The organism is Streptomyces sp. NPDC029041 (assembly GCF_040637515.1).
Taxonomy (GTDB): domain Bacteria; phylum Actinomycetota; class Actinomycetes; order Streptomycetales; family Streptomycetaceae; genus Streptomyces.
The window spans coordinates 466544-489102 of record NZ_JBEZWO010000004.1; the positions used below are offsets into that span (position 1 = coordinate 466544).

A 22559-nucleotide genomic window follows, 5' to 3' on the forward strand; every position below is an offset into this window, starting at 1 on the left:
GGCGGCACACAGCCTCAGGGCTTGTCGTTTGGATCATGCCGGCGTCGCGGGGCTCGGGTCGGTCGAGAGGCGCAGTCGCTCTCGGCCGACCTGATCCAAACGACAGGCCCTACGGCTTGGGCAGGGTGCAGCCGCTCGCGCTCAGGTCGAGCTTGTTGTCGATCCCGAAGCAGGCCGGGATCCCATAGGTCTCCTGGGCGTAGTTGATGCCCTTGCGGACGGTGACGTTGCCGTTCGCGTCGACCTCGCACGGGTTGTTCACCGTGCAGCGCTCGCCGTCCTCGTTGCCGGTGTTGTTGACGGCGACGACCTTGTTGGTGGCCTGGTCGACGACGGGCGAGCCGGACGTGCCGCCGATGGTGTTGCAGGCGGAGGTGTAACGGACCGAGTCCTTCCAGGTCCAGTCGGCCTCCTTGAGGGTGGGGACGAACCCGTCGATGGTGCAGCTGTAGATCCGCTTCCAGTAGCCGGAGGGGATGCTGATGGCGGTGCCGGCCACCGGGTGGCTGTCGTTCAGGGTCAGCGCGTTGATGTTGTACGAGCTCTTGATCTGCGCGTACGTGGTGGTGAGCTGGTACAGCGCGACGTCCGTGTCGGTCATCGTGCCGTAGGCGAGCTTGGCGGCGCGCAGGGTGGCCACGCGCGAGCCGGAGGCGTTCAGCAGGGTGAAGGTGCGGCTGGAGGCCTTGTCGACGAGGACCTGGCCGGGGCCGGGGAATCCGGACTCCAGACAGTGGCCGTTGGTCATGACGAGCGCCGGGTCGTCGGCCTCGGAGTCCGGCATGCGGACGACGGAGCCGGAGCAGTTGCTGAGCGCGACGGTGCCGGCGAAGTTCACGGCCTTGGTCTGAGGACCGCGGAGGCCGGACAGCGTCTGCTCCACGGACGTGACCACGCCGGAGACGGCGGAGGTGGCCGAGCCCGTGTCCGCGGCCTTGCCGACGCCCGTGGGGGCGGCCTCGGCAGCGGTCGCGGGGGCCGCGCCGGCCCCGGCTATCGCCAGGGCGCAGAACGCGGCGGCGAGAGGTTTTCTCATGGGGGGTCCCCTCTTGCGACGGAGGCGGCCGGAATTCCTCCGGCCGCCTGCACGATTGTCATGTGCATTGTGATCGCGAAGAGGGGGATGGCACAAGAACCTGTTCCACAACCGGAACTTGGACGTCCGGAACGACCCTACTCAACCACCCTCACGGGCAGGTCACTTGGGTCCCTTGGTGCCGCCGGGACCATGCCCGGGCTTCCCCTCGGGCCGGCCGGGGGCCGAGGCCGTGGCGGTGGGACCGGGAGCGGAGTCCGCCGGGGCCGTGGTCGTGGAGGTGCCGGACGGGGGCCGCGTGCCGCCTTCCGTGACGGACGCGGAAGGGGCCCGGCTCACCGTGAAGGACGAGCTCGGGGACGCACCTCCGGACGGCCCGTCAAATCCCCCCGGCGTGCCCGCGAGCGGGGCGTCGGGGCTCGCCGCCGCACCGGTGTCCGCGGGTGACGCCGACGAGGACGCCCCCACCGTCGGATCGGTACGGCCGCGTTCACCGCCCTGCGTCCCGCCGGAGGACCCACCCGAGAAGGAGACCCCGGCGATGAGCGCGGCAGCCGCCACGGCACCCACCGCACCGGCGGCGACCGCCACACGACGCGACCGCCACACGGGCGGCTTGTGCCGGCCCCGGTGCCCGGCCCGGGACCGGCCACCCGACCCGGGCACCACCGGCAGCTCGCGCGTCTCACCGATGCCGTCAGAGCCCCCGGGACGGGGGTCGACGAGGGCGTCGCCGGAGTAGGCGGACCCGCCGGTGCCGCCGGGGTGCGCCGTTCCGCCGCGGGCGTCCTCCGCACCGCCGCGGTGGTACGCGTGACCGCCGGTGCCGCCGGGGTGCGCCGGCCCGCCGCGGGCATCGCCCGCACCGCCATGGTGGTACGCGTGACCGCCGGTGCCGCCGGGGTGCACCGGCCCGCCGCGGGCCTCGTCCACACCGCCATGGTGGTACGCGTGACCGCCGGTGCCGCCGGGGTGCACCGGCCCGCCGCGGGCGTCCTCCGCACCGCCGCGGTGGTACGCGTGACCGCCGGTGCCGCCGGGGTGCACCGGCCCGCCGCGGGCATCGCCAGCACCGCCGCGGTGGTACGCGTGACCGCCGGTGCCGCCGGGGTGCACCGGCCCGCCGCGGGCATCGCCAGCACCGCCGTGGTGGTACGCGTGACCGCCGGTGCCGCCGGGGTGCACCGGCCCGCCGCGGGCGTCCTCCGCAGCGCCGCCGGGATACGCCGGGCCACCGTGCGCGTCGTACGCACCGGCACCGGGACGGGCGCCCGTTTCGCCACCGCCGGCCGCGCCGCCGGCCTGATGCGGCGTGCCCCCGGCGGCCGCCGGGTCCGTCGCGCCGTACACGTCCTGCCATCCGTGTGCCGCCGCCGGATCCGCGTAGGCGTCGTACGCCGGAGGCGCGGCTCCCTGCGGCAGGTAGACGTTCGGCGGGCCCTGCGGCTCACCGCCCGTCGCTCCCTCGGCGTAATCGAATGGCTTGAACATGGCGGGGCATTCTAGGGACTGAAGAGGCTGGTGGGACAGCGTGTGGCGATATCACCCCAAATCCCCGCGTCTCACGTGGCGGAAAACACGACCCGGGAGGCGTTACCGGGCCGTAAGCTCCCAGACATGCAGGTGATCCAGTCGACCAAGCTCGCCAACGTCTGTTACGAGATCCGGGGCCCGGTGCTCGAGGAGGCGATGCGGCTGGAAGCGGCCGGTCATCGGATCCTCAAGCTGAACACCGGCAATCCGGCCGCGTTCGGCTTCGAGTGCCCGCCGGAGATCCTGGAGGACGTCCTCCGCAACGTGTCGTCGGCACACGGCTACGGCGACGCCAAGGGCCTGCTGGCCGCACGCCGGGCCGTCGTCATGCACAACCAGACCCTCGGCATCGAGACCGACGTCGAGCACGTCTTCATCGGCAACGGCGTCTCCGAGCTGATCGTGATGGCGATGCAGGGCCTGCTGGACGACGGCGACGAGGTCCTCGTGCCCGCGCCCGACTACCCGCTGTGGACCGCCGCCGTCTCCCTGTCCGGCGGCACCGCCGTGCACTACCGCTGCGACGAGCAGGCCGACTGGATGCCGGATCTCGCCGACATCGAGCGGAAGGTCACCGACCGCACCAAGGCGCTCGTGATCATCAACCCCAACAACCCGACGGGGGCCGTCTACGACGAGGCGATGATCAAGGGCCTGACCGACATCGCCCGCCGGCACAACCTCCTGGTCTGCTCCGACGAGATCTACGACAAGATCCTCTACGACGGCGCCACGCACACCCCGACCGCCTCCGTCGCCCCGGACCTGCTCACCCTGACCTTCAACGGCATGTCGAAGGCCTACCGGGTCGCCGGCTACCGGGTCGGCTGGATGTCGATCTCCGGACCGCGCGCCCACGCCGACTCCTACATCGAGGGCCTGACGATCCTGGCGAACATGCGCCTGTGCGCGAACATGCCGGGGCAGCACGGAGTCGTCGCGGCACTCAGCGGGCGCCAGACGATCAACGACCTGGTACTGCCGGGCGGACGGCTGCGCGAGCAGCGGGACACGGCGTACGAGCTGCTGACCCAGATCCCCGGTGTGACCTGCGTGAAGCCCAAGGGCGCGCTGTACCTCTTCCCACGCCTGGACCCCAAGGTCTTCAAGATCAAGGACGACCGCCGGATGGTCCTGGACCTGCTCCGGCGCGAGAAGATCATGGTCGTCCAGGGCACCGGCTTCAACTGGCCGGAGCCGGACCACTTCCGGGTGGTGACCCTGCCGACGGTCGGGGACCTGACCGACGCGGTGGGGCGGATCGGCCACTTCCTGGACGGCTACAGCCAACCCTGATCCGACCGAGCCTCACGGACTGCCCGCTCACGCTATGTGCGCGGGCAGTCCGGTTTTGTGAACGACTCAACTTTAGACGAAATCTAAGCTAGGATGGTTTCCTGTAAGAGCTCAGGAGGCCTTCCCATGTACGAACCGATCCGCACCAAGTCGGTCCACAGCACGGTGGACGGCCCCAACCCGGACTTCCCCCACCGTTCCCGCGAGGAGGAGCTGGACATCCAGCTCGCGGGCCATCTCGCCGCCCTGCTCGCCGTCACGGACGAGCTGCGCGCGGCGGAGGCCTCGGCCGACCTGGACGCGGCGGCGGAGCGGCTCGCGGAGCAGGTGAGCAGGCTGCGCGGAGGGCGCACCCCGGTGCGCGCGCCGATGAGCGGCCATCGCGGGGCCGGCGCCGCCGCCCTGCACCAGCGGGCGCACGCCCTGGCGGGCCGCGCACTGGTCGTCGCCGCCTCCCGCGCCGACACGGCGGTCGCGATCCTGGCAGCCGAGCGGATGGACGCCCACACGGCGGCCCTGGAGCCCCGCGAACTCGCGTCCCACTGAGCCCTTCCGGCCCCCTTGCCCCTTCAAGGGGTTCGTTGAGCCCCGGGCCCCCACGAGCCCCCGGCTCCCCTGTGCGGCCCCGGTCCGCGCGCACCCGCAGCGACGCGCGGACCGGGCGCCACAAACCGTTCCTGGAGACTGAGCGGGAGTGAGTCCTGGCGCCAGGGCTCGTGCTCAGCCGGACATCCCGAACGATGGTGGGCGTCCTGGTTGCCCGCTGTCGCTCCGTATGCAGCACGCACGAATCGTGTCCGTGGTCCGGGAACGCGGGGGCGGGGTTCCTCACGCCCCGGGGCCGCCGAGCCGGCCTGGACGGCCCGATGCCCCTGAGCGCCACAAGCTGGGTTCGACCTGGTTCCACCACACGGCCCTCGGTCCGGCGTCCACGACCACCAACAGCGTCGACACCGGATTCATCCGCGAACCGGCGGGCATCTTGAACTCCATGACGGCTGGGGAGAAGTACTCCTCCTACTTCACCGACGCCACGGGCAACGTCCTCGAACTCGTCGACGACACCGGCAAACGCACCCACACCCACGCCTACGGCCCCACCGGCCTGCCCCGCGCCACCACCACCGAGGCGGTCCCCCAGCCCCACCGCTACAGCGGGGCTACCTGGACGCGACGGGCCTGGAAGCGGCAACGGCTGGTGTCATCGCACATCGGGGTCACGGTGCCGTGCAGTCGCACTCGGCACGTCAACCGCATCTGCCGTCCGGTCAGGAGGCTGTCCACGCCCGCGGAGCCATGCCGATGACCAAACAATCCATCCTTGCGCTTCTCGTATGGACCGGCATCGTGTTGGGAGTGGTCGGGATCGTCCTGACCGTCATCGGCTGACGGTCCCGCAGAGACCTGGCCCGTCGAGGTGCGAAACTTCCGCGATTCTCAGCGACTCACAGCGGTGGGGAGTGACGTAGTGCTGGACAGCAAGGCCCAGACCAGGCTGGTGATCGGCCTCATGCTCCTGATCATTACGGGGCCCCTTGTAGTGCCCCGGGTGAACTGGGGCACGGCCGACATGCTCTGGCTCGTCCTATGGGGAGCAACTGCGGGGCTGCTCGCCCATCCCATCGCGACGCAGTGGCATCGACTGACCGCCAACCGTCGAGGACCGAACCGGTGACACCGGCAGGGTCGGCGGCGACAGCGTCGTCGGCACCTGGTCTGGATGGCGGGACGACGGTGAACCTGGACGACTGCGTGAAATGAAACGGCGTTCCAGGGGCGCGGAACTGCGAGTGCGGCCACGACGCGGCCGCACTCGTACGAACAAGGCGAACCCCAGGCAGCTGGGTGGGAGGCCGGGTCTACTGGAGCATGCCCCAGATGAGTTCGGTGTCGGCGTCGGTCACACCGGTCGTGGTGACGCCGGACGACGTGCCGGGGAAGCGCAGCGAGCCGTTGATGGCGCCGACGTAGAGGTCGGCCTTGCCGTCGCGGTTGGTGTCGCGGAGGCGGACCGGGTCGCCGAAGCAGTCGTTCCATGCGACGTCGCCGGGGACGCCGGCGGTGTTGCGGGCGAGCCACCGGGAGTTGGTGCCGGTGATCCCGCTCGCGCTGCCGCGCAGGACGTGGACGCCGCCCTCGGTCGTCTCCTGGCTGATCTTCTCTCCGAAGACGCCGATCGCGAGGTCCTTGTAGCCGTCGCCGTTGATGTCGGCGGCCGAGACGGACGAGCCGAACAGGTCGCCGGACTCCGGGGTGCCGGCGACGTTGGTGGTGGCCTGCGTGATGCGGACGGCGGTGGCGGGGCCGGTGGAGGAGCCGTACCAGAGGGACACCCGGCCCTGGTTGTTGTTGTACATCTGGCTGCCCGCCGCGAGGTCCCCGTAGCCGTCCTTGTCGAAGTCGGCGATCACCGCCTCGCTGGGGTCGCCGTAGTTCGTGACGAGGCGCAGGGTCTTGCCCGCGCTGAGCGGGGAGCCGCCCTTGACGAACCACGCGTCCGTGCCGAAGTTGTCGGGCTCGTCGTTGATTCCGATGATCACCAGATCGGTCTTGGAGTCCCCGTTCATGTTGCCCGAGACGAGGGACGTGGGCGCGAATCTCGTCGTCTTGTCGTGGCTGGTGACCGAGCCTGCCGCACCGGTGCGCGTGATGCTGCGGTAGACGTAGACCTTGCTCCCGCTGATCGCGGCCAGGTCCTTCTTGCCGTCCCCGTTGAAGTCCCCGGCGGCGAGGTCGCGGCCGAAGCGGGCGTTCGACACCTTGGCGCCGGCGTTGGGGATAGCGGTGCCACCCGAGAGGCCGGTCGCGCTTCCCCACAGGATGACGACGCCGCCCTCGTCCGTGCGTCCGTCGACGTCCTCGCGCGACACCGACACGGCGAGGTCCCCGTATCCGTCGGCGTTGAAGTCGGCGGGCACCCGGACGTCGCCGAACTGGTCCTCCGTCTCGTCGGCGCCGGGGACACCCGCGCTGTTCTGGGTGATCAACTGGGTCTGGGTGCCGGGTCCGGAGGGGGTACCGAACGTGATCCGGACGCCGCCGCCTTTGCTGTACTGCTCGTAGGTGTAGCTGGCGTAGTCGCGGTAGCCGTCGCCGTTGAAGTCGTCCGCGTACTTGGCCGCCGCCGCGCCGGCGGGAGGTGCTGTGAGGACGGGGGCGAGGGACGCCACGAGGAGTGCCGCGCAGGCTGCGGGGCGAACGCGCATGAATGTCTCCAGATTCTGTGCGACCGCTCCTGTGCCGGTTGATGTCTCAGGGACCACAAGGAGCGGCTGATGATCAGGAGACAACCGGACGGGGGGAAAGGTTGCAGGCGGTGGGGATCATGGCTTCGGAGCGGACGGATTTCGTAGCCCGCCGCTTCACCTGGGACACCAACCGTCTCGCCTCGATCACCCGCGTCGTGGACAAGACGGCTGGCACCGGCGCCACCACCGCCTTCCGCTACATCTTCCCGCAGCCCGGCAGCGAGGGAGAGGGCGTGGTCCGCATCACCGACCCGCGCGACAGCACACCGAGAAGACAGTCGACTCCCGCTGGCGCGTCACCAAGACCACCGACCCACTCGGCCGTGAGCGCTCCAAGACGTGGGGGCCGGACAACAACGTCACCAGCGCGGTCGACGGCATGGGCGTGGGCTCGACTCCGGACAACACCGTCAAGTTCGACTACGACGACTCGTTCAACCCCAAGACCGCCACCCAGCCCACCGGCGCCCAGTCCACCATGGCGTGGACCCAGAAGGCCGGCGGCCACTACCCCGAGACCCTCACCTCCGCCAGCGGCGAGAAGGTGACCAACGGCTACGACACCTCGGGCAACATGATGGCGCAGACCGACACCACCACCGGTTCCGACGGCGCCAAGTGGACGTATGACCACAACCCCAAGACGGGCACCATGGACTGTGGCGGGCTGCCCGGCCAGCGCTGTTCGGCCACCGACCCGGAAGACCACAAGACGTCCTTCGCCTACGACACCAAGGGCAACCTGACCAAGGTGGACCGTCCCTCCGCACAGGGCGACCTCACCTACACGCATGACGATCTGGGCCGCACCGAAACCGTCACCGACGGCCGCGGTGTGAAGACGGTCTACACCTACGACAGACGCGACCGACTGAAGACCCAGACCAGTGACGGCAAGACCGCCACCTTCACCTACGACGCCGACGGCAACATCAGGACCCGCACCACCCCGGCGGGCACCAGCAGCTACACCTACGACGAACAGAACCGCGAACGCATCCGCACCCTGCCTGCCGGCGGTACCAGCTCGGTGACCTACGACGCCGCCGGCAACGTGAAGACCACCACCGACGCGGGCGGCACCCTCACCTACGACTACAACGACGCCAACCAGGTCACCACCCTGACCCAGCCGGGCGGCGCGACAACCACCTACGACTACGACAAGGCCGGCAAGGACCCCGACAAGATCAACAAGCGCACCACCGACGGTGCAGCCACCGCCTACACCTACGACTCAAAGGGGCGCCTCACCAAGGCCGTGGAGACCAAGGACGGCTCCACCACCGCCGGCTGGGCCTACTGCTACGACAAGGCCGGCAACATGACCGGCCGTTCCACCGGCACCTCCCTGCCCGCCTGCGACAAGGCCCAGTCCGTCCGCGAGTACAACAACGCGAACGAACTGACCTCACTCGGCGGCAACACCGGCTTCACCTACGACGGTGACGGCAACGAGACCTCCGCCGCCTCCCTCACCGGCAGCCGCTCCGGCGGACAGTGGACCCCCTTCACCCAGCTCGCCGAACTGACGGCCTCCGGCACCGCGTCGAACTACACCTACGCCGGCACCGACAACAACGACCGTCTCCCGCGGCAGTTCGACCTTCACCAACGCCGCCACCGGCATGACCCGCGAGAACACCACCGGTTTCGTCCGCGAACCCTCGGGCACCCTGACAGCCATGACGACCGGCGGGGCGAGCCAGTACTACCTCACCGACGTACAGGGCAGCGTCATCGGCCTGGTCGACGCCTCCGGCAAGCGCACCGCGACCTACAGCTACGGCCCCTACGGCGAGGCCCGCACCACCACCGGCACCAACCAGCCCTACCGCTACACCGGCACCTACCTCGACCCCTCCGGTCTGTACAAGATGGGCGCCCGCTACTACGACCCCCAGCTCGGCCGCTTCACCCAGCCCAACCCCTCCGGCAAGGAAAGCAACCCCTACGCCTACGCCGCCGGAGACCCCGTCAACCGCACCGACCCCAGCGGACTGCTCTCACTGGGCGAAGGACTCGGCCTAGCAGGGACCGTAGTCGGACTTGTCGCCCTGGCCCCGGTACCGGCGCCCGTGGCAATCGGAGCGGCCGCAGTGGGCACCGGCTTGAGTGTTGCGGGTTCCATCGCATCGGGTAATTCTGCAGGGGAAACCGCAGCGGTCGGAATCCTGGGACTAGGGACAGGTGGCGTCGGAGCCGCGACAAAGCTCGCTGGAATAGGGGGCAAAACAGGCCTGGGGGTTGACCTCGGATACACCGCATTGGGTTACTTCGGTGGTGCAGGAATAACGGGCGGATGGCTCTGAAGGGTGAAAGCAAATGAACCTAGCGGTAGTGGGCATCGGGTTCGAGGACAACGCAGCAGCCACCGTCATCCTCGGAGTGATAGTGCTGCCGGTGGCATTCGTCCTGCTCTATTGGCGCCTCAAGCGTGAGAAGAAGTAACGAGACGCTCTGACCCGACCTCTTTCATCCTGTCCCGGCCGGATGGAAGGGGCTGGTCAGGTGTGGTGACGTGACGGAGTCCCTCGTCATTGGTGTGTTCCAGCCAGTGCCCGTCAGCCAGACAAAGGAGCTGACGTTGTTCGTGGTGATCGGCGCCGCATTCGGACTGTTCTGCAGGTGATGGCCATGACCCGCCGGAGACCGAAGAGGTGAAGCAATGTCTCGCGCCGCCGCGTTCGCCGTTTCGGAGCTGCCTGGCGCAGGGCCTCCGCACACGCCGGAACACCCCCTCCCTTGGAGACGATGACCAGTGCTTGCCACGACGCTGGCTCGCGACGTGATCCCGGACGGATACGAACCTCACGTGATCATCGCTTGCTTGCTGCTGCTTGCAGTGATCTTGTTCCTGGATCGTCGCCGGGCCAACAGACGGAAGGGGCGGTGAGTTCGGGGCGATCGTTGCCCTGAGTCCGGTCAGGCGACAGGTGCCGACTTGAGGGACGTGACGAAGGACGCCCACGCCGGGGCAGAGATGGTGAGGACCGGGCCGTGGGGGGCCTTGGAGTCACGGACGGGGACGACGGCGGTGTGGCCGTCACAGACTTCGAGGCAGTTGCCGCCGTCCCCGTTGCTGTAGGTGCTCTTGCGCCAGTTCGCTGCGCTCAAGTCAGTCGCGTGGTGTGCCATTTCGGTCATCCTCAGCCGCTTGCTCGATCAGGGCGAGGGACGCCTCCGGGGGCAGTGCGGCGGCCCTGAGCCGATCGTATGCCTTGCGGTACCGCTTCACGAGGGCCGGATCGTCGATGGTGTCACCGCTGTACTGCGCCTCCGTGTACACCAGGGGCGGGGCGTCCGGGAAGGTCATGACCATGGCCGAGCCCAGCATCAGCGGGTGCGCCCCGCAGTTCCCCGGAAGGATCTGGGGAACGATCCGACGACGCCGCGCGAGTTGCGCGACGCACTCCCACTGGTCGGCGTGCTGTTCCGGCGGCAGGATCGGCTGCCGCAGCAGTGACTCCGGCAGGATCACCCAGTACTCCGGGCTCTTGTGGTCGTCCTCGAACAGCCGGGCCCGCGCCAGCCTGGCGGTCACCTTCTCCTCCACGTCCTCGTCCGGTGCCAGGGGGTGAGCGGAACGGGTCACCGCCCGCGCGTACGCCGCCGTCTGCAACAACCCCGGCACCAGCGTCGGGCACCACTCCTCGATGGTCTCCGCGTGCTGCTCCGCCTCCAGCACCCGTTCGAAGTAGCTCGCGTGGCCCCGCCGCTTCGCCCGCCGCACGTCCTCGCACCGCCGCCTGAAGAAACCGTCCGTGCCGAGCACCCGGTCCACGTGCTCGGCGAGTTCCGCCGGCATCCGGCGGGTGCCGCGTTCGATCTCGCTGAGGTGGCTGGGACCGTAGAAGCTGCCCTCGACGAGTTGCTGGAGGGTGAGGCCCGCCTCCTCGCGCTTCCAGCGCAACTCACTGCCGTAGAAGGTCGGGACGCCCGTCGAACCGTCGATGTCCTTGCGCTGACCCATCGTTCACCGTCCTTGGTGTGCCGTTACCGCCCGCTACCGAAGCCCGCAGCACGTACGCGCAGTTCCGGAGCGGGATACCGATGGGCTGTCACGCTACGGCGACCGGCGGCAGAGTGTGAGGGGTTCGTCACTCAGCGCACTGGAAGGTGTGAACCCCATGCACAGCCCCGTCGAAGCCGACGCCTGCGTCGAGGAGCTGCGAGCCGCGCTCGCCGCACACGGCATCACCCTGCCGTCCCTCGGACTCGACCTCCCGGCTCTCGCCTCCCGGCCCGCGCGGCCGCTGATCACGCTCGGCGCCTGTGATCTCCTCACCGCGCAGGCTCTGGCCGCAGCTCTCCGCCAGGGTGCCGCGTGATGCGGCCGGTGATGACGCTGGAGTTGCTCGCGGCCCCGGCCGGGGTGTCCGGGGTGCGGCGGGCGCTGCGTTCGCACGGGACCGACGTGCAGCTCTGCGCGAGCGAACTCGTCACGAACGTGATCCGGCACGTCGGGGAGGGCGTCCCCGTGACGGTGCGGCTGTGGCGGGCGGAGGGCGGGCGGGTCCGGCTCGGGGTCAGCGATCCTGATCCACGGGTGCCGCCTGTGCTGGTCGCGGGGGCCGGCGCCGAAGCCGAGTCGGGCCGCGGGCTGGCGTTGCTGGAAGCGCTGGCCGTGCGGTGGGGTGTGGAGCAGGAGGCCGGCCGTAAGACCGTGTGGTGCGAGCTGTGGACCGAGGCCGAAGCCGGCACCGACACCGACGCCCCGAAAACGCCCGAGCGCTCCGGTCGACGAGGGACGTCGGCCGGAGCGCTCGGTCAGTCATCGGCACGTTCGTGAGCCCGCTGGGCGGGCCGTGCCGAAGCGGGCGGGAGGGGGCCTGCCGCCGTGGTTCCGTCGGGGCGGACGGAGGTGGCGACGGGCCCGGAACCCCGCACGCCGTTGTGCGGGCCCCGCCTGTCCGTCCCGCGGCCGGCCGTGACGATGTTGCTGGTCAGGGCACTGTCGGTTCCGGCCGGCCGCGGAGTTCGGGGTGGGGATCAGCCCAGGCGCTCCACCAGCGCGCGGTACTGGTCCCACAGCTCCTTCGGCGTGTGGTCGCCGAAGGTGTTGAGGTGCTCGGGGACCAGGGCGGCCTCCTCGCGCCAGACCTCCTTGTCGACCGTGAGCAGGAACTCCAGGTCGGACTCGGCCAGGTCCAGGCCGTCGGTGTCGAGGGCCTCCTTGGTCGGCAGGACGCCGATCGGCGTCTCGACGCCCTCGGCCGTGCCGTCCAGGCGCTCCACGATCCACTTCAGGACGCGGCTGTTCTCGCCGAAGCCGGGCCAGACGAACTTGCCCTCGTCGTCCTTGCGGAACCAGTTGACGTAGTAGATCTTCGGCAGCTTGGACTGGTCCTTGTCCTTGGCCACGTCGATCCAGTGGGCCATGTAGTCGCCCATGTTGTAGCCGCAGAACGGCAGCATCGCGAACGGGTCGCGGCGCAGCTCGCCGACCTTGCCCTCGGCGGCGGCGGTCTTCTCGGAGGCCACGTTGGCGCCGAGGAAGACGCCGTGGTTCCAGTCGAAGGACTCCGTCACCAGCGGTACGGCGGTGGCGCGACGGCCGCCGAAGAGGATCGCCGAGATCGGCACGCCCTTGGGGTCCTCCCACTCCGGCGCGATGATCGGGCACTGCGAGGCCGGGACGGTGAACCGGGCGTTGGGGTGGGCGGCCGGGGTGCCGGACTCCGGCGTCCAGTCGTTGCCCTTCCAGTCGGTGAGGTGGGCCGGGGTCTCCTCCGTCATGCCCTCCCACCAGATGTCGTTGTCGTCGGTGAGGGCGACGTTGGTGAAGACCGAGTTGCCCCAGAGCGTCTTCATCGCGTTGGCGTTGGTGTGCTCGCCGGTGCCGGGCGCGACGCCGAAGAAGCCGGCCTCGGGGTTGATGGCGTAGAGGCGGCCGTCCTCGCCGAAGCGCATCCAGGCGATGTCGTCGCCGATGGTCTCGACCGTCCAGCCGGGGACGGTCGGCTCCAGCATGGCGAGGTTGGTCTTGCCGCAGGCGCTCGGGAAGGCCGCGGCGACGTACTTGGCCTCGCCGCGCGGCGGGGTCAGCTTCAGCACGAGCATGTGCTCGGCGAGCCAGCCCTCGTCACGCGCCATGACGGAGGCGATGCGCAGGGCGTAGCACTTCTTGCCGAGCAGGGCGTTGCCGCCGTAGCCGGAGCCGTAGGACCAGATCTCGCGGTCCTCGGGGAAGTGCGAGATGTACTTGGTCTGGTTGCAGGGCCAGGGGACGTCCGCCTGGCCGGGCTCCAGCGGGGCGCCCAGGGTGTGGACGGCCTTGACGAAGAAGCCGTCGGAGCCGAGCTCGTCCAGGACGGCCTGGCCCATACGGGTCATGGTGCGCATGGAGACGGCGACGTACGCCGAGTCGGTGATCTCCACGCCGAGTGCGGACAGCGGCGAGCCGAGCGGGCCCATGCAGAAGGGCACGACGTACAGGGTCCGGCCGCGCATGGAGCCGCGGAAGAGACCGCCCTGGCCGCCGGAGCCCTGGAAGAGCTCCCGCATCTCGGCGGGGGCCTTCCAGTGGTTGGTCGGGCCGGCGTCCGCCTCCTTCTCGGAGCAGATGAAGGTCCGGTCCTCGACGCGCGCGACGTCGGTGGGGTCGGAGGCGGCGTAGTAGGAGTGGGGGCGCTTGATCGGGTCGAGTTTGCGGAAGGTGCCCTTCTCGACGAGCTCCTCGCACAGTCGCTCGTACTCGGCCTCGGATCCGTCACACCAGACCACGTTGTCCGGCTGCGTCAGCTCGGCGATCTCGTTGACCCACGAGATCAGCCCCTGATGGGTGGTGGGGACGGTGGGAGCCGCGATGTCGCGCGCCACGATTGCTCCTAAATGAGGGATTTTTTGTGATGTGGAGGCCCCGTGGGGGCTGCGACCCGGATGCTTCAGGGTTGAACTTGGCGCTCATCCGGTGCCGACCGCACTCATTTGATCATCCGACGTGCGCGCCCATCTGTCCAGAGGAGCGCACAGGTGAGCAACGTGAGGCTCGCCACGGTTTCCCGCGCCGCTTTACGTGCACGTTGCGTTCACCAGACGGTTCGTTTGCGTAACCACCGCCAGGTCACGGTGAGAGGATGGCCACTCTTCGCCTTGCAATCCGCGGCTCTGATACGTGACTTACGGCTCCGTAGCTACCATTCGCCCATGACTGCGTTCGTCCCCGACGCGCCCACGGACTCGGCGGCCGACGGCCACGGTCCGCAGGCGCTCTCCCTGCCGCACCCGGTGAAGCCGAAGCTGCGCGGGTGGCTGCATCTCGGCATGTTCCCGGCCGTTCTGATCGCGGGCCTCGTGCTCACGGCCCTGGCCGACTCCTCCAGAGGGCGCATCGCCTGCGGTATCTACGCGCTCACGGCGTGCCTGCTGTTCGGCGTGAGCGCGCTGTACCACCGGGGCGACTGGAGCCCGCGCATGGACGGCGTCCTGCGCCGGCTGGACCACGCCAACATCTTCCTGATCATCGCGGGCACCTACACGCCGCTGACCATGCTGCTCCTGCCCGGAGCCAAGGGTCAGTGGCTGCTGTGGGGCATCTGGGCCGCCGCCGCGGCCGGCATCCTCTTCCGCGTCTTCTGGGTCGGCGCCCCGCGCTGGCTCTACACGCCCTGCTACATCGCGATGGGCTGGGCGGCCGTCTTCTACCTGCCGGACTTCATGCGGACCGGCGGCATAGCCGTCCTGGTCCTGGTCATCGTCGGCGGCCTGCTCTACAGCGCGGGCGGCGTGGTCTACGGGATCAAGCGGCCCAACCCGTCACCGCGCTGGTTCGGCTTCCACGAGGTGTTCCACTCGTTCACCCTGGCGGCCTTCATCACGCACTACGTGGGGATCTCGCTGGTGGCCTACCAGCACTGAGCGCGCCCTCTCCCCTCCAGGCCACGGCTCACGGCCGTGGCCTCTCGCGTGCCCGCACCACGCCGATGGCGGACCATGACCTCCCTGACGGCCCCCGCACCACAGCCCGGCCCGCCGACGAAAACCCTGAGGCCGCCGCGGTGCGCCGTGGCATCCTGACCGGGTGAACGGTCCCGAGATCCAGGTCGAGTTCGCCCCCGAGCTGCACGTGTTCGTGCCCCGGGCCCGGCAGTCGGGCAGCGTGCGGGCCACCACGGACGGCGTCTCCAGCCTCGGCCATGTCGTCGAGTCACTGGGCGTGCCGCTGACCGAGGTCGGCGTGCTGCTCGTGGACGGCCGTGAGGTGCCCTTCGCGCACGTCCCGACGGCCGGCGAGTCGGTGACGGTGCGGGCCGTCGCCCGCCCCCAGCAGGTGCCGGGTGCTCCCCTGCGCTTCCTCCTCGACGTGCACCTCGGCACGCTGGCCCGCCGGCTGCGCCTGCTCGGTGTGGACACGGCCTACGAGTCGAGGGACATCGGCGACCCCGCGCTCGCGGCGCGTTCGGCGGCCGAGCAGCGGGTGATGCTGAGCCGTGACCGGGGGCTGCTGCGGCGGCGCGAGCTGTGGGCGGGGGCGTTCGTGTACAGCACGCGGCCCGAGGAGCAGCTGCGTGACGTGCTGGAACGGTTCCGGCCCGAATTGCTGCCGTGGACGCGGTGCACGGCCTGCAACGGGATGCTGCGCACGGCGAGCAAGGACGAGGTCGCCGATCAGCTGAAGCACGGTACGCATGCGACGTACGACGTGTTCGCGCGGTGCGGCGCGTGTGGGCGGGCCTATTGGAAGGGCGCGCACCACGAGCAGCTGGAGGCCATCGTGGAGCAGGCGCTTGCGCTCCGCGCACAGCGCCGTTGATTCTTCAGCGCCGCGGGGAACTGCGGGACCGTCGTGGCCGGCCGCGCAGTTCCCCGCGCCCCTGAGGGCGCGCTGCTCGATGGTGCTCTCAACGCCTGGTCACGTCCCCCTTGCCGCAGGCGATTCCGTCCCTGTTCCTGTCCAGGCCCAGGGGGTCGTCCTTGCCGTTGATCTTCAGGCGGCCGTAGTCGTTCGTCTTGAGCCAGGCGCAGCGGGCCGCCGTCGTCTTCTTCACCTCCGCCGGGAAGTTGGTCGGCACGCAGACGTTGATCGAGCCGTAGTGGCGGTCGCAGCCGGAGATCGTCGGGCTGACCTTCTGGGACGCCCGCTTCTTTCCGGGCCCGGCCACCTTGCCCGTGGGCGCGTCCGCGAAGTCGTGGACATGGGCCGAGGCGTCGGTCGCCTTGAGCGCCTGCGGGCCCTGGAGGTGCACCCATTTCGCCACCGACGGCACCCCGTTCGCGTCGACCGCGAAGAGCATGTACCAGCCGGGCGGGGCCAGGTTGGGGTTGCTCGTCACGTTCAGGTCGACGTTGTTGCCGTCGACGGACAGCGGCAGGTCGACGAACCGCTGGTTCGGGTCCGAGGAGTGCGTGACGGCGGCCGGGCGGATCAGCTCGGCCTTGGCGATGGGCCGGTCGACGGTGATCCGCTGGGTGTCGCCGTAGTTCCACTCGGTGTCGATGACGGAAGTGATCGCCGGGCGCGGGCCCTTGAAGAGGTAGGGCGGGCTGTAGACCGACACGTCGTGGTTCCAGGTGCCGTTGCCCGGGTTGTCGCCGGTCGTCATCACCCGGCCGTCCGGGAGCAGGAACGCCGAGGAGTGGTAGCCGCGTGCCTCGGGGTCGACGGCGACCGGGTCGAAGGTCTCCGACGCGGGGTCGAAGATCGACGTCTCGTAGACGGGGTCGGCGCGGTTGTGCAGGGCGCCGCCCGTCTCCAGCACCCTGCCGTCGGGCAGCAGCACCGCGGAGGCGTACATCTTGCCCTGGTTCCCGGTCTGCGGGACCGGCCCGTTGCCCAGGTCGACCGTGCCCTGCGGGATCGGCGGCCCGGCCACGTAGGCGGGGTCGGGCTGCTTGAGGTCGATGATGTCGGTCAGGCGGTTCGCGTCCGGGTTGGAGTCGATGTTGCCGCCGCCGAAGGTGAGGACCTTCTGGTCCTGCGCCGGAGGCAGCAGCACGCTGACCGACTGGTCGCGCTCGTCCTTGTTGCGCAGGCCCGGGACCTGGGTGGTGGTGTTGGCGCCGTAGTCGTAGATCGCCGAGCCCGTGCCCGGGATGTTGTTGCCGAAGACGTGGCTGCCCGAGTAGAAGAGGCGGCCGTCCTGCATGAGGATCATCGACGGGTACAGACCCCAGTACGACCAGGTCTGGTTGACCTTCCACAGCGGCTGCCACCGCTGCTCCGCCTCGGAGAACAGCTCTGCGGTGACCGAGCCGGTGGAGTCCTCGCGCAGCCCGCCGAAGGAGATGACGTCACCGTTGCCGAGGATCGTCGCCGACGGGTACCAGTGGCCGTCGTTCATGTCGTTGGTCTTGGTGTACGTCTCGGTCTTCGGGTCGAAGACGTACGAGTCCTTGTAGCCCTCGTAGCCGTGCCCGCCCGGCACCGGGTACGCCTGGTTGCCGCTCATCACCAGCACGCGCCCGTCCTGGAGCTGTACGTGGCCGGCGCAGAACATGTCCTTCGGCGTGGGGATGACCTTGTAGGTGCCCTTCTGCGGGTCGTACACCGCCGAGGTGAAGGTGCCCGCCTTGAACATCGACTCGTCGTTGCCGGAGCCCGCGATCAGCAGCACCTTGCCGTTGTTCAGGACGACCGAGTGCATGGAGCGGACGGGGTTCCGCGTGGGCAGCACGTCCCACTTGCCGTTCGCGCAGCTCTCGGCCGTGCCGGTGCACGCGGGCGGCAGGACCGGGTCGGGCACCTGGTCCATCCTGTAGTCGTCGGTGGTGGCCGAGCCGGTGCCGTAGACGGAGACGCCCCAGGTGATGCGGTCGGTGCCGGCCGGGACCTCGGGGGTGCGGACGGTGGTCTCGGTCCAGGTCCCGGCGAGGTCCAGTGTCTTGAGGTCGGTCCAGTACTGCCAGCCGGCCGTCGTGTCGTGCCGGAACAGGGTGATCGCCGCGTCCGGGGTCGTCGTCTTGTACCAGAGGCCGAGGTCGTACTGCTTGCCCGGCGTCACCACCGGCGCGCACGCGGCGGACTCGGTGATCAGCGCCTTGCGGTCGCCGTCGACCCGGCGGGTCAGCTCGACCTTCATGGCCTGAGAGCCGGTGTGGGCGTCGGAGGTGGTGGTGAAGGTGAAGTCGTTGTCGCCCCAGCCGGACTTCTCCCAGCAGTAGGGCATGCCGTCGGTGCCGGCGGTCTCGAAGCCGGGGTTCTTGATGAGGTTGGCGGCGGAGGCGGACTGGGGTGCGGACAGGAGCAGGCCCGAGGTGAGGCCCGCGACGGACAGGAGTGCGGTCGTTCTGCGACGAAGGTTCACGTGGTTCTCCTCGCGGTGCGGCTCCCGCGCGCGGGCGTCCCAAGGCCCCGGCGCGGCAGGTAGACCAGCGCTTCGGTCCCGGCGAAGCGCAGGACGAACGTCGTCACCAGCGCGAGCGCGGTGGCGGACAGCACGCCCAGGTCGAGCTGGTGCACGAACAGGGCGATCAGCGGGATGCGCAGCACCAGGTCGGCGTTGGCGAGCAGCGCGAACCGACCGGCCCGGTCCCACCAGCGCCGGTGCCGGCGCCGCTCGCGGAACAGCAGGTGCTCGATGAGCAGGAAGTTCCAGGCGACGCCGAGCTGGTTGGCGAGGATCTCCGCCGGTACGTAGTGCATGCCGGCGGCGGTCAGCGCCCACAGGCCGACCAGGTTCGGCAGGAAGCCCGTCAGCCCGATCAGGCCGAACCCGACCATGCGCGCGACCGGGGAGGCGGTGCGCAGCCCGGCCAGGTGGCGCAGGAAACGGAAGCCCTCCTGGGCGGTCGACTTGGACTCCCCGGCGAACCGGTCCTGGAAGACGAAGGGCACCTCGGTGACCGTGCGCGGACGGCTGCGGACGGCGAGTTCGAGGAGGATCTTGTAGCCGAGCGGCTGGAGGACCTCCGCCGTGACCGCGCTGCGGCGGATCGCGAAGAAGCCGCTCATCGGATCGCTGATGCCGTGCAGCCGGCGCGGGAACAGCGCCTTGGTCAGCCAGGTCGCCCCGCGCGAGACGAACACGCGGTAGCTGCCCGCGAGTCCGGCCCGGCTGCCGCCCTTGATGTACCGGGAGGCGACGACCAGCCCGGCGTTCGCCCGCTCGCCGGTGGCGACCAGGTCGGGCACGAGGGACGGCGGGTGCTGGCAGTCGCCGTCCATGACGACGATCCAGTCCGACGTGGCCGCCTTCATGCCCTCGACGACGGCGCCGCCGAGGCCGCCCACCGGCTCCTCGCGGTGCAGCACGGTGACGGGGAAGGGGCAGTCCTGCGCCGCCTTCTCGATGACCTCGGGCGTGTCGTCGGTGGAGTCGTCCACGAAGACGACCTCGCAGGGCAGCCGGGCCGGGACGGCCTCGGTGATCTGGCGCAGCAACTGCCGTACGTTCGCCGACTCGTTGAACGTCGGTACGACGATGGTGACGGCGCCCGGCTCGGGGATCTCGGCGGTCTCGACGACCTCGCCGGGGACGGTGGACTCCTGGCTCATCGCGCGCCTCCGGCGGACGTCTGGATCTGGCGGATCTCGATGCGGTCCTCGCCGGTGCCGAAGGTGGCGACCGGCTCGGAGTGCTCCATGGCGGCCTTGACGTTGGGCAGGTCGGCCGCGTCGCGTCGTACGGTCGGCGAGGCGACGACGTAGTCGAGGTCCTTCCAGCCGCGCGGCATCGTCTTCGTCACCGCCGGGTCCAGGTCGGCCTTGTAGAACCAGATGACGCCGAGGCCGGGCCGGTAGCCCTGGTGCACCAGGTCCAGCCAGAGCGCGTCGTCGACCAGCACCCGGGTGCGCTCCGGGTCCTCGACCTCCGTGGCCAGCCACCTGGAGGCGGCCTGGTAGGGGGCGTTGGCGTCGGTGGTGACGGCCGTGCGGGCGCCGTCGTACCAGTGGGGGACGACGTAGGCGCCGGCGGCGAGCGCGAGGACGCCGGCGAGGGCGTACCGGCCCGCGCTGACGTACCGTTTCTCCGCCTCGGAGCGCCAGCGGCTCAGCACGGCGTGGGCGACCGACGCGGTGCCTCCGGCGAGGACCAGCGCCAGGAACGGCAGGGCCTGGATGACGTACATCGCGGGCAGGTAGCCGTTGGGGCGCAGGGCCAGCGCGGCGAAGATCGCCACGGCCAGGGCCGGTCCGGCCAGGGCGCGGGCGGTGACCGACCAGCGCCAGGTGACGAGCAGGAGCAGCGCGCCCGCGAGGCCTCCGAGCGGCAGGATCCTGTCGTAGTACAGCCAGGACTGGAGCACGCCCCAGGATCCTGAGCCCTGGTCGAGGATGAAGCCCGAACCGGGCCTGGTCATCTGGTACTTGACGCCGTCCCAGAGGGACACGTGCCCGGCGCCCGGCAGCAACTCGCCCTTGAGCAGGGCGAACAGCGGGTAAGAGAAGCCGATCAGGGCGCACGCCGTGACGGCTCCGGTGAGGGCGAACTTGCGGGTGTCCCTGTGGCTGTGGCGCCACATGGTGAGGAACAGCGCGGGCAGGACGACGAGCATCGTCTCCTTGGTGAGCACGGCCGTCGCGGCCGCGATGCCCGCACCGAAGTGGTGCCAGAGGTGGCGGCTCGGGGAGGCGGCCAGGGTGAAGGCCAGCAGCGTCCACATCACCGCGAGGTTGTCGAGGAAGATCTCCCGCTGGAGCACGACCGACAGCGGCGAGAGCGCGAAGAACACCATGCCGAGCGCGGCCGCCCAGCGGGGCAGGGCGAGGCGCCGGCCCAGCACGAAGACCAGGACCGCGCTGATGCCGCTGATCACCAGCATCGCGGCGCGCATGGTGCCCACCGTCATCGACTCGGGGCTGATCAGCGCGGGGATCCAGGTCAGCAGGGCGATCTGGATCCAGCCGAGGGGCGGATGGTCGTACCAGTAGGTGTAGTGGGCGAGTCCGTCGCCCTGCTGGACCGACCAGGCCTGGGCGAGATAGGTGCCCTCGTCGTCGCTGAGGGCCGGGTAGTCGGCGATGTTCCAGCCCTGCACGACGAGGATCGCCACGAGGAGGACGCCGCACAGGATCAGGTCGGGCCTGGAGGAGCGCAGCCGGCGAGGCGGCTCCACGCGGCGGTGCGCAGCGGTTCGGGGCGCGGGCCGGCGCTGCGCGGGGACCGTCGCCGTGGCCGCCGCGGGAAGGGTGGAGGTCACGCGGGAACGTCCTCTCGGGTCGCGTCCTGGCGGGCGACGGCGTGCTCGTCGAGGTGCGCGCCGACGTGGGTCGTCAACTCCCAGTCGTTGCGGCCGCGTTGCTCACGCCACACGGCCCGCACGGCCGCACCGGCGAGCAGGACCTGATAGAAGGGGCCGCCCAGGATCAGCTTCAGGTAGTGCGCGAAGCGGACCCGCAGCCCGTACTGCCTGCCGAAGTCGTGCAGTCCGACGATCTCGAAGACGAAGGTGACCAGGGCGGTGACGGCCGGCAGGAAGGTGATGAAGGCGATGCCGACGGGCACGTCCAGGAACAGGGCGATCGCCACGTTGAGCGGGATGATCAGGCCGGTGAAGGCCTGCATGAACGGGGTCATCAGGGTGTAGCGGGCGAGCAGCCGCTGCTCGAGGGTGGGCAGTTGCTTCCAGTCCTTCTTCCGGTACACCTGCAAAAAGCCCTGGTTCCAGCGGGTGCGCTGCTTCAGCAGGGACATCAGCGAGCCCGGGGTCTCCTCGCGGGTCACCATGTCGGAGTCGTAGGCGACGACGACCTTCTTGCCGACGCTGGACAGCCGCACGCCCAGGTCGCAGTCCTCGGCGAGGCAGTTCGGGTCCCAGCCGCCGGCTTGCCTGAGGACGTCCGTGCGGACGAAGACGGTGTTCCCGCCGAGCGGGATGAATCCTTTCTGCGCATGCAGATGGAGCCGCGAGCGGAACCAGAAGAAGTACTCCAGGCAGTTGCGCAAGCTGTACCAGCTGGAGTGGAAGTTGATCAGCTGCACCCCGCCCTGGACGACGTCCGCGCCGGTGGTGAGGAAGGCGTGGTCGACGTGGGCGAGGAGCTCGGGGTGGACCTGGTCCTCCGCGTCGAAGACGCCGACGACGTCGCCGCGGCAGTGCGGCAGCGCCGTGTTCATGGCCTTCGGCTTGTTCTTCTTCTCGTGCGTGTCGACGACGACCCGGACCCGCGGGTCACGCGCGGCGGCCGTCTCGGCCACGGCGGTGGTCTCCGGGTCGTCGTGCCCGACGATCACGATGATCTCGAAGTCGGTGTGGCTCGACTCCAGCAGCCGCTGGATCGTGTGGTCCAGCACCGCCTGTTCGTGCCGGGCGGGCAGCAGCAGCGAGAAGGAGACGTGCTCGTCCCCGTCCGGACTGCTGAACCGGGTGGAGGCGAGCACTTCCGGCGTGCGCCAGGCGTGCATCTGCCACCACAGGGTGAACGCCGCCATCCAGAACAGGGCAAGCGAAACGGCAGCGATGAAGACAGACGTCAGCAAGCAGATCCCCCCAGATCCAAGAGCCCCCGGTCGTGACGGTGTGCCGGTGCGGCCCCTCCCGTCACGTCACTGTGCAGAGATTAG

At 69.9% G+C, this 22559-nt stretch carries 19 protein-coding genes and 2 pseudogenes; 11 read left to right on the forward strand and 10 right to left on the reverse strand.

The features are described 5' to 3' along the window. Positions 1-109 precede the first annotated feature (109 nt). Entirely contained in the window at positions 110-1036 is a 927-nt protein-coding gene (locus AB0F04_RS12485; protein WP_362040529.1) for a serine protease, read from the reverse strand. Positions 1037-1849: 813 nt separating this feature from the next. Here AB0F04_RS12485 and AB0F04_RS12490 point away from each other — a divergent pair. From AB0F04_RS12490 to AB0F04_RS12500, 3 genes are all read left to right on the forward strand, one after another. Beyond that, complete coding sequence (locus AB0F04_RS12490; RefSeq protein WP_362040531.1) at positions 1850-2542, forward strand: hypothetical protein; 693 nt, start codon at positions 1850-1852, stop codon at positions 2540-2542. 111 nt (positions 2543-2653) lie between these two features. After that, on the forward strand, positions 2654-3865 hold the full coding sequence (locus AB0F04_RS12495) for a pyridoxal phosphate-dependent aminotransferase (protein ID WP_362040533.1): 1212 nt from the start codon (positions 2654-2656) through the stop codon (positions 3863-3865). Between the two features lie 126 nt (positions 3866-3991). After that, positions 3992-4411 (forward strand): hypothetical protein, encoded by a 420-nt coding sequence (locus AB0F04_RS12500; RefSeq protein ID WP_362040535.1) that lies wholly within the window; start codon positions 3992-3994, stop codon positions 4409-4411. A gap of 134 nt (positions 4412-4545) precedes the next feature. On the opposite strand, the pseudogene AB0F04_RS12505 reads toward AB0F04_RS12500, so the two are convergent. Continuing rightward, positions 4546-4737 (reverse strand): annotated as a pseudogene (locus AB0F04_RS12505) (transposase); the annotation flags it as partial. Positions 4738-4856: 119 nt separating this feature from the next. On the opposite strand from AB0F04_RS12505, the gene AB0F04_RS12510 reads away from it, so the two are divergent. Beyond that, a complete protein-coding gene (locus tag AB0F04_RS12510) occupies positions 4857-5171 on the forward strand; it encodes a hypothetical protein (RefSeq protein WP_362040537.1) in 315 nt (104 codons plus the stop codon). 553 nt (positions 5172-5724) lie between these two features. Here the strand turns inward: AB0F04_RS12510 and AB0F04_RS12515 are convergent. Beyond that, positions 5725-7071, reverse strand: coding sequence for a VCBS repeat-containing protein (locus AB0F04_RS12515; RefSeq protein WP_362040538.1), 1347 nt, complete (start codon positions 7069-7071; stop codon positions 5725-5727). Positions 7072-7765: 694 nt separating this feature from the next. Here AB0F04_RS12515 and AB0F04_RS12520 point away from each other — a divergent pair. The 3 genes and pseudogenes from AB0F04_RS12520 to AB0F04_RS12530 all read left to right on the forward strand — a co-directional run. Next, positions 7766-8254 (forward strand): annotated as a pseudogene (locus tag AB0F04_RS12520) (hypothetical protein); the annotation flags it as partial. A 544-nt stretch (positions 8255-8798) separates the two neighbouring features. Next, a complete protein-coding gene (locus AB0F04_RS12525; protein ID WP_362040824.1) occupies positions 8799-9425 on the forward strand; it encodes an RHS repeat-associated core domain-containing protein in 627 nt (208 codons plus the stop codon). Positions 9426-9438: 13 nt separating this feature from the next. Further along, on the forward strand, positions 9439-9564 hold the full coding sequence (locus AB0F04_RS12530; RefSeq protein ID WP_362040540.1) for a hypothetical protein: 126 nt from the start codon (positions 9439-9441) through the stop codon (positions 9562-9564). A 474-nt stretch (positions 9565-10038) separates the two neighbouring features. Here AB0F04_RS12530 and AB0F04_RS12535 read toward each other — a convergent pair whose 3' ends face one another. Together AB0F04_RS12535 and AB0F04_RS12540 are read right to left on the reverse strand one after the other, a co-directional pair. Next, a complete protein-coding gene (locus AB0F04_RS12535; RefSeq protein WP_362040542.1) occupies positions 10039-10230 on the reverse strand; it encodes a DUF397 domain-containing protein in 192 nt (63 codons plus the stop codon). A 1-nt stretch (position 10231) separates the two neighbouring features. Beyond that, entirely contained in the window at positions 10232-11086 is an 855-nt protein-coding gene (locus tag AB0F04_RS12540; protein WP_362040544.1) for a helix-turn-helix transcriptional regulator, read from the reverse strand. Positions 11087-11243: 157 nt separating this feature from the next. Between AB0F04_RS12540 and AB0F04_RS12545 the strand changes: the two genes are divergently transcribed. Beyond that, a complete protein-coding gene (locus AB0F04_RS12545; protein WP_362040547.1) occupies positions 11244-11444 on the forward strand; it encodes a hypothetical protein in 201 nt (66 codons plus the stop codon). After that, a complete protein-coding gene (locus AB0F04_RS12550; protein WP_362040548.1) occupies positions 11444-11905 on the forward strand; it encodes an ATP-binding protein in 462 nt (153 codons plus the stop codon). Before AB0F04_RS12545 ends, AB0F04_RS12550 begins: the two co-directional genes overlap by 1 nt. A gap of 200 nt (positions 11906-12105) precedes the next feature. Here AB0F04_RS12550 and AB0F04_RS12555 read toward each other — a convergent pair whose 3' ends face one another. Beyond that, positions 12106-13935 (reverse strand): phosphoenolpyruvate carboxykinase (GTP), encoded by a 1830-nt coding sequence (locus AB0F04_RS12555; protein ID WP_362040550.1) that lies wholly within the window; start codon positions 13933-13935, stop codon positions 12106-12108. A gap of 327 nt (positions 13936-14262) precedes the next feature. On the opposite strand from AB0F04_RS12555, the gene AB0F04_RS12560 reads away from it, so the two are divergent. Beyond that, the gene (locus tag AB0F04_RS12560) at positions 14263-14973 is read left to right on the forward strand and encodes a hemolysin III family protein (RefSeq protein ID WP_362040552.1); all 711 of its coding nucleotides are present in this window, start codon (positions 14263-14265) and stop codon (positions 14971-14973) included. A 163-nt stretch (positions 14974-15136) separates the two neighbouring features. Then, positions 15137-15868 (forward strand): Mut7-C RNAse domain-containing protein, encoded by a 732-nt coding sequence (locus AB0F04_RS12565; RefSeq protein ID WP_362040554.1) that lies wholly within the window; start codon positions 15137-15139, stop codon positions 15866-15868. An 88-nt stretch (positions 15869-15956) separates the two neighbouring features. On the opposite strand, the gene AB0F04_RS12570 is transcribed toward AB0F04_RS12565, so the two are convergent. From AB0F04_RS12570 to AB0F04_RS12585, 4 genes are read right to left on the reverse strand one after another with little or no spacing between them, the layout of a single operon-like run. Then, positions 15957-18359, reverse strand: a complete 2403-nt coding sequence (locus tag AB0F04_RS12570) for a galactose oxidase-like domain-containing protein (RefSeq protein WP_362040556.1) — start codon at positions 18357-18359, stop codon at positions 15957-15959. Continuing rightward, on the reverse strand, positions 18356-19549 hold the full coding sequence (locus AB0F04_RS12575; RefSeq protein ID WP_362040558.1) for a glycosyltransferase family 2 protein: 1194 nt from the start codon (positions 19547-19549) through the stop codon (positions 18356-18358). The genes AB0F04_RS12570 and AB0F04_RS12575 overlap by 4 nt, the downstream gene beginning before the upstream one ends. Then, positions 19546-21195 carry a phospholipid carrier-dependent glycosyltransferase gene (locus AB0F04_RS12580; RefSeq protein ID WP_362040560.1) on the reverse strand — a complete coding sequence of 550 codons (1650 nt, stop codon included), beginning with the start codon at positions 21193-21195 and terminating at the stop codon, positions 19546-19548. The genes AB0F04_RS12575 and AB0F04_RS12580 overlap by 4 nt, the downstream gene beginning before the upstream one ends. Further along, a complete protein-coding gene (locus AB0F04_RS12585) occupies positions 21192-22475 on the reverse strand; it encodes a glycosyltransferase (protein ID WP_362040562.1) in 1284 nt (427 codons plus the stop codon). Before AB0F04_RS12585 ends, AB0F04_RS12580 begins: the two co-directional genes overlap by 4 nt. Positions 22476-22559 lie beyond the last annotated feature (84 nt).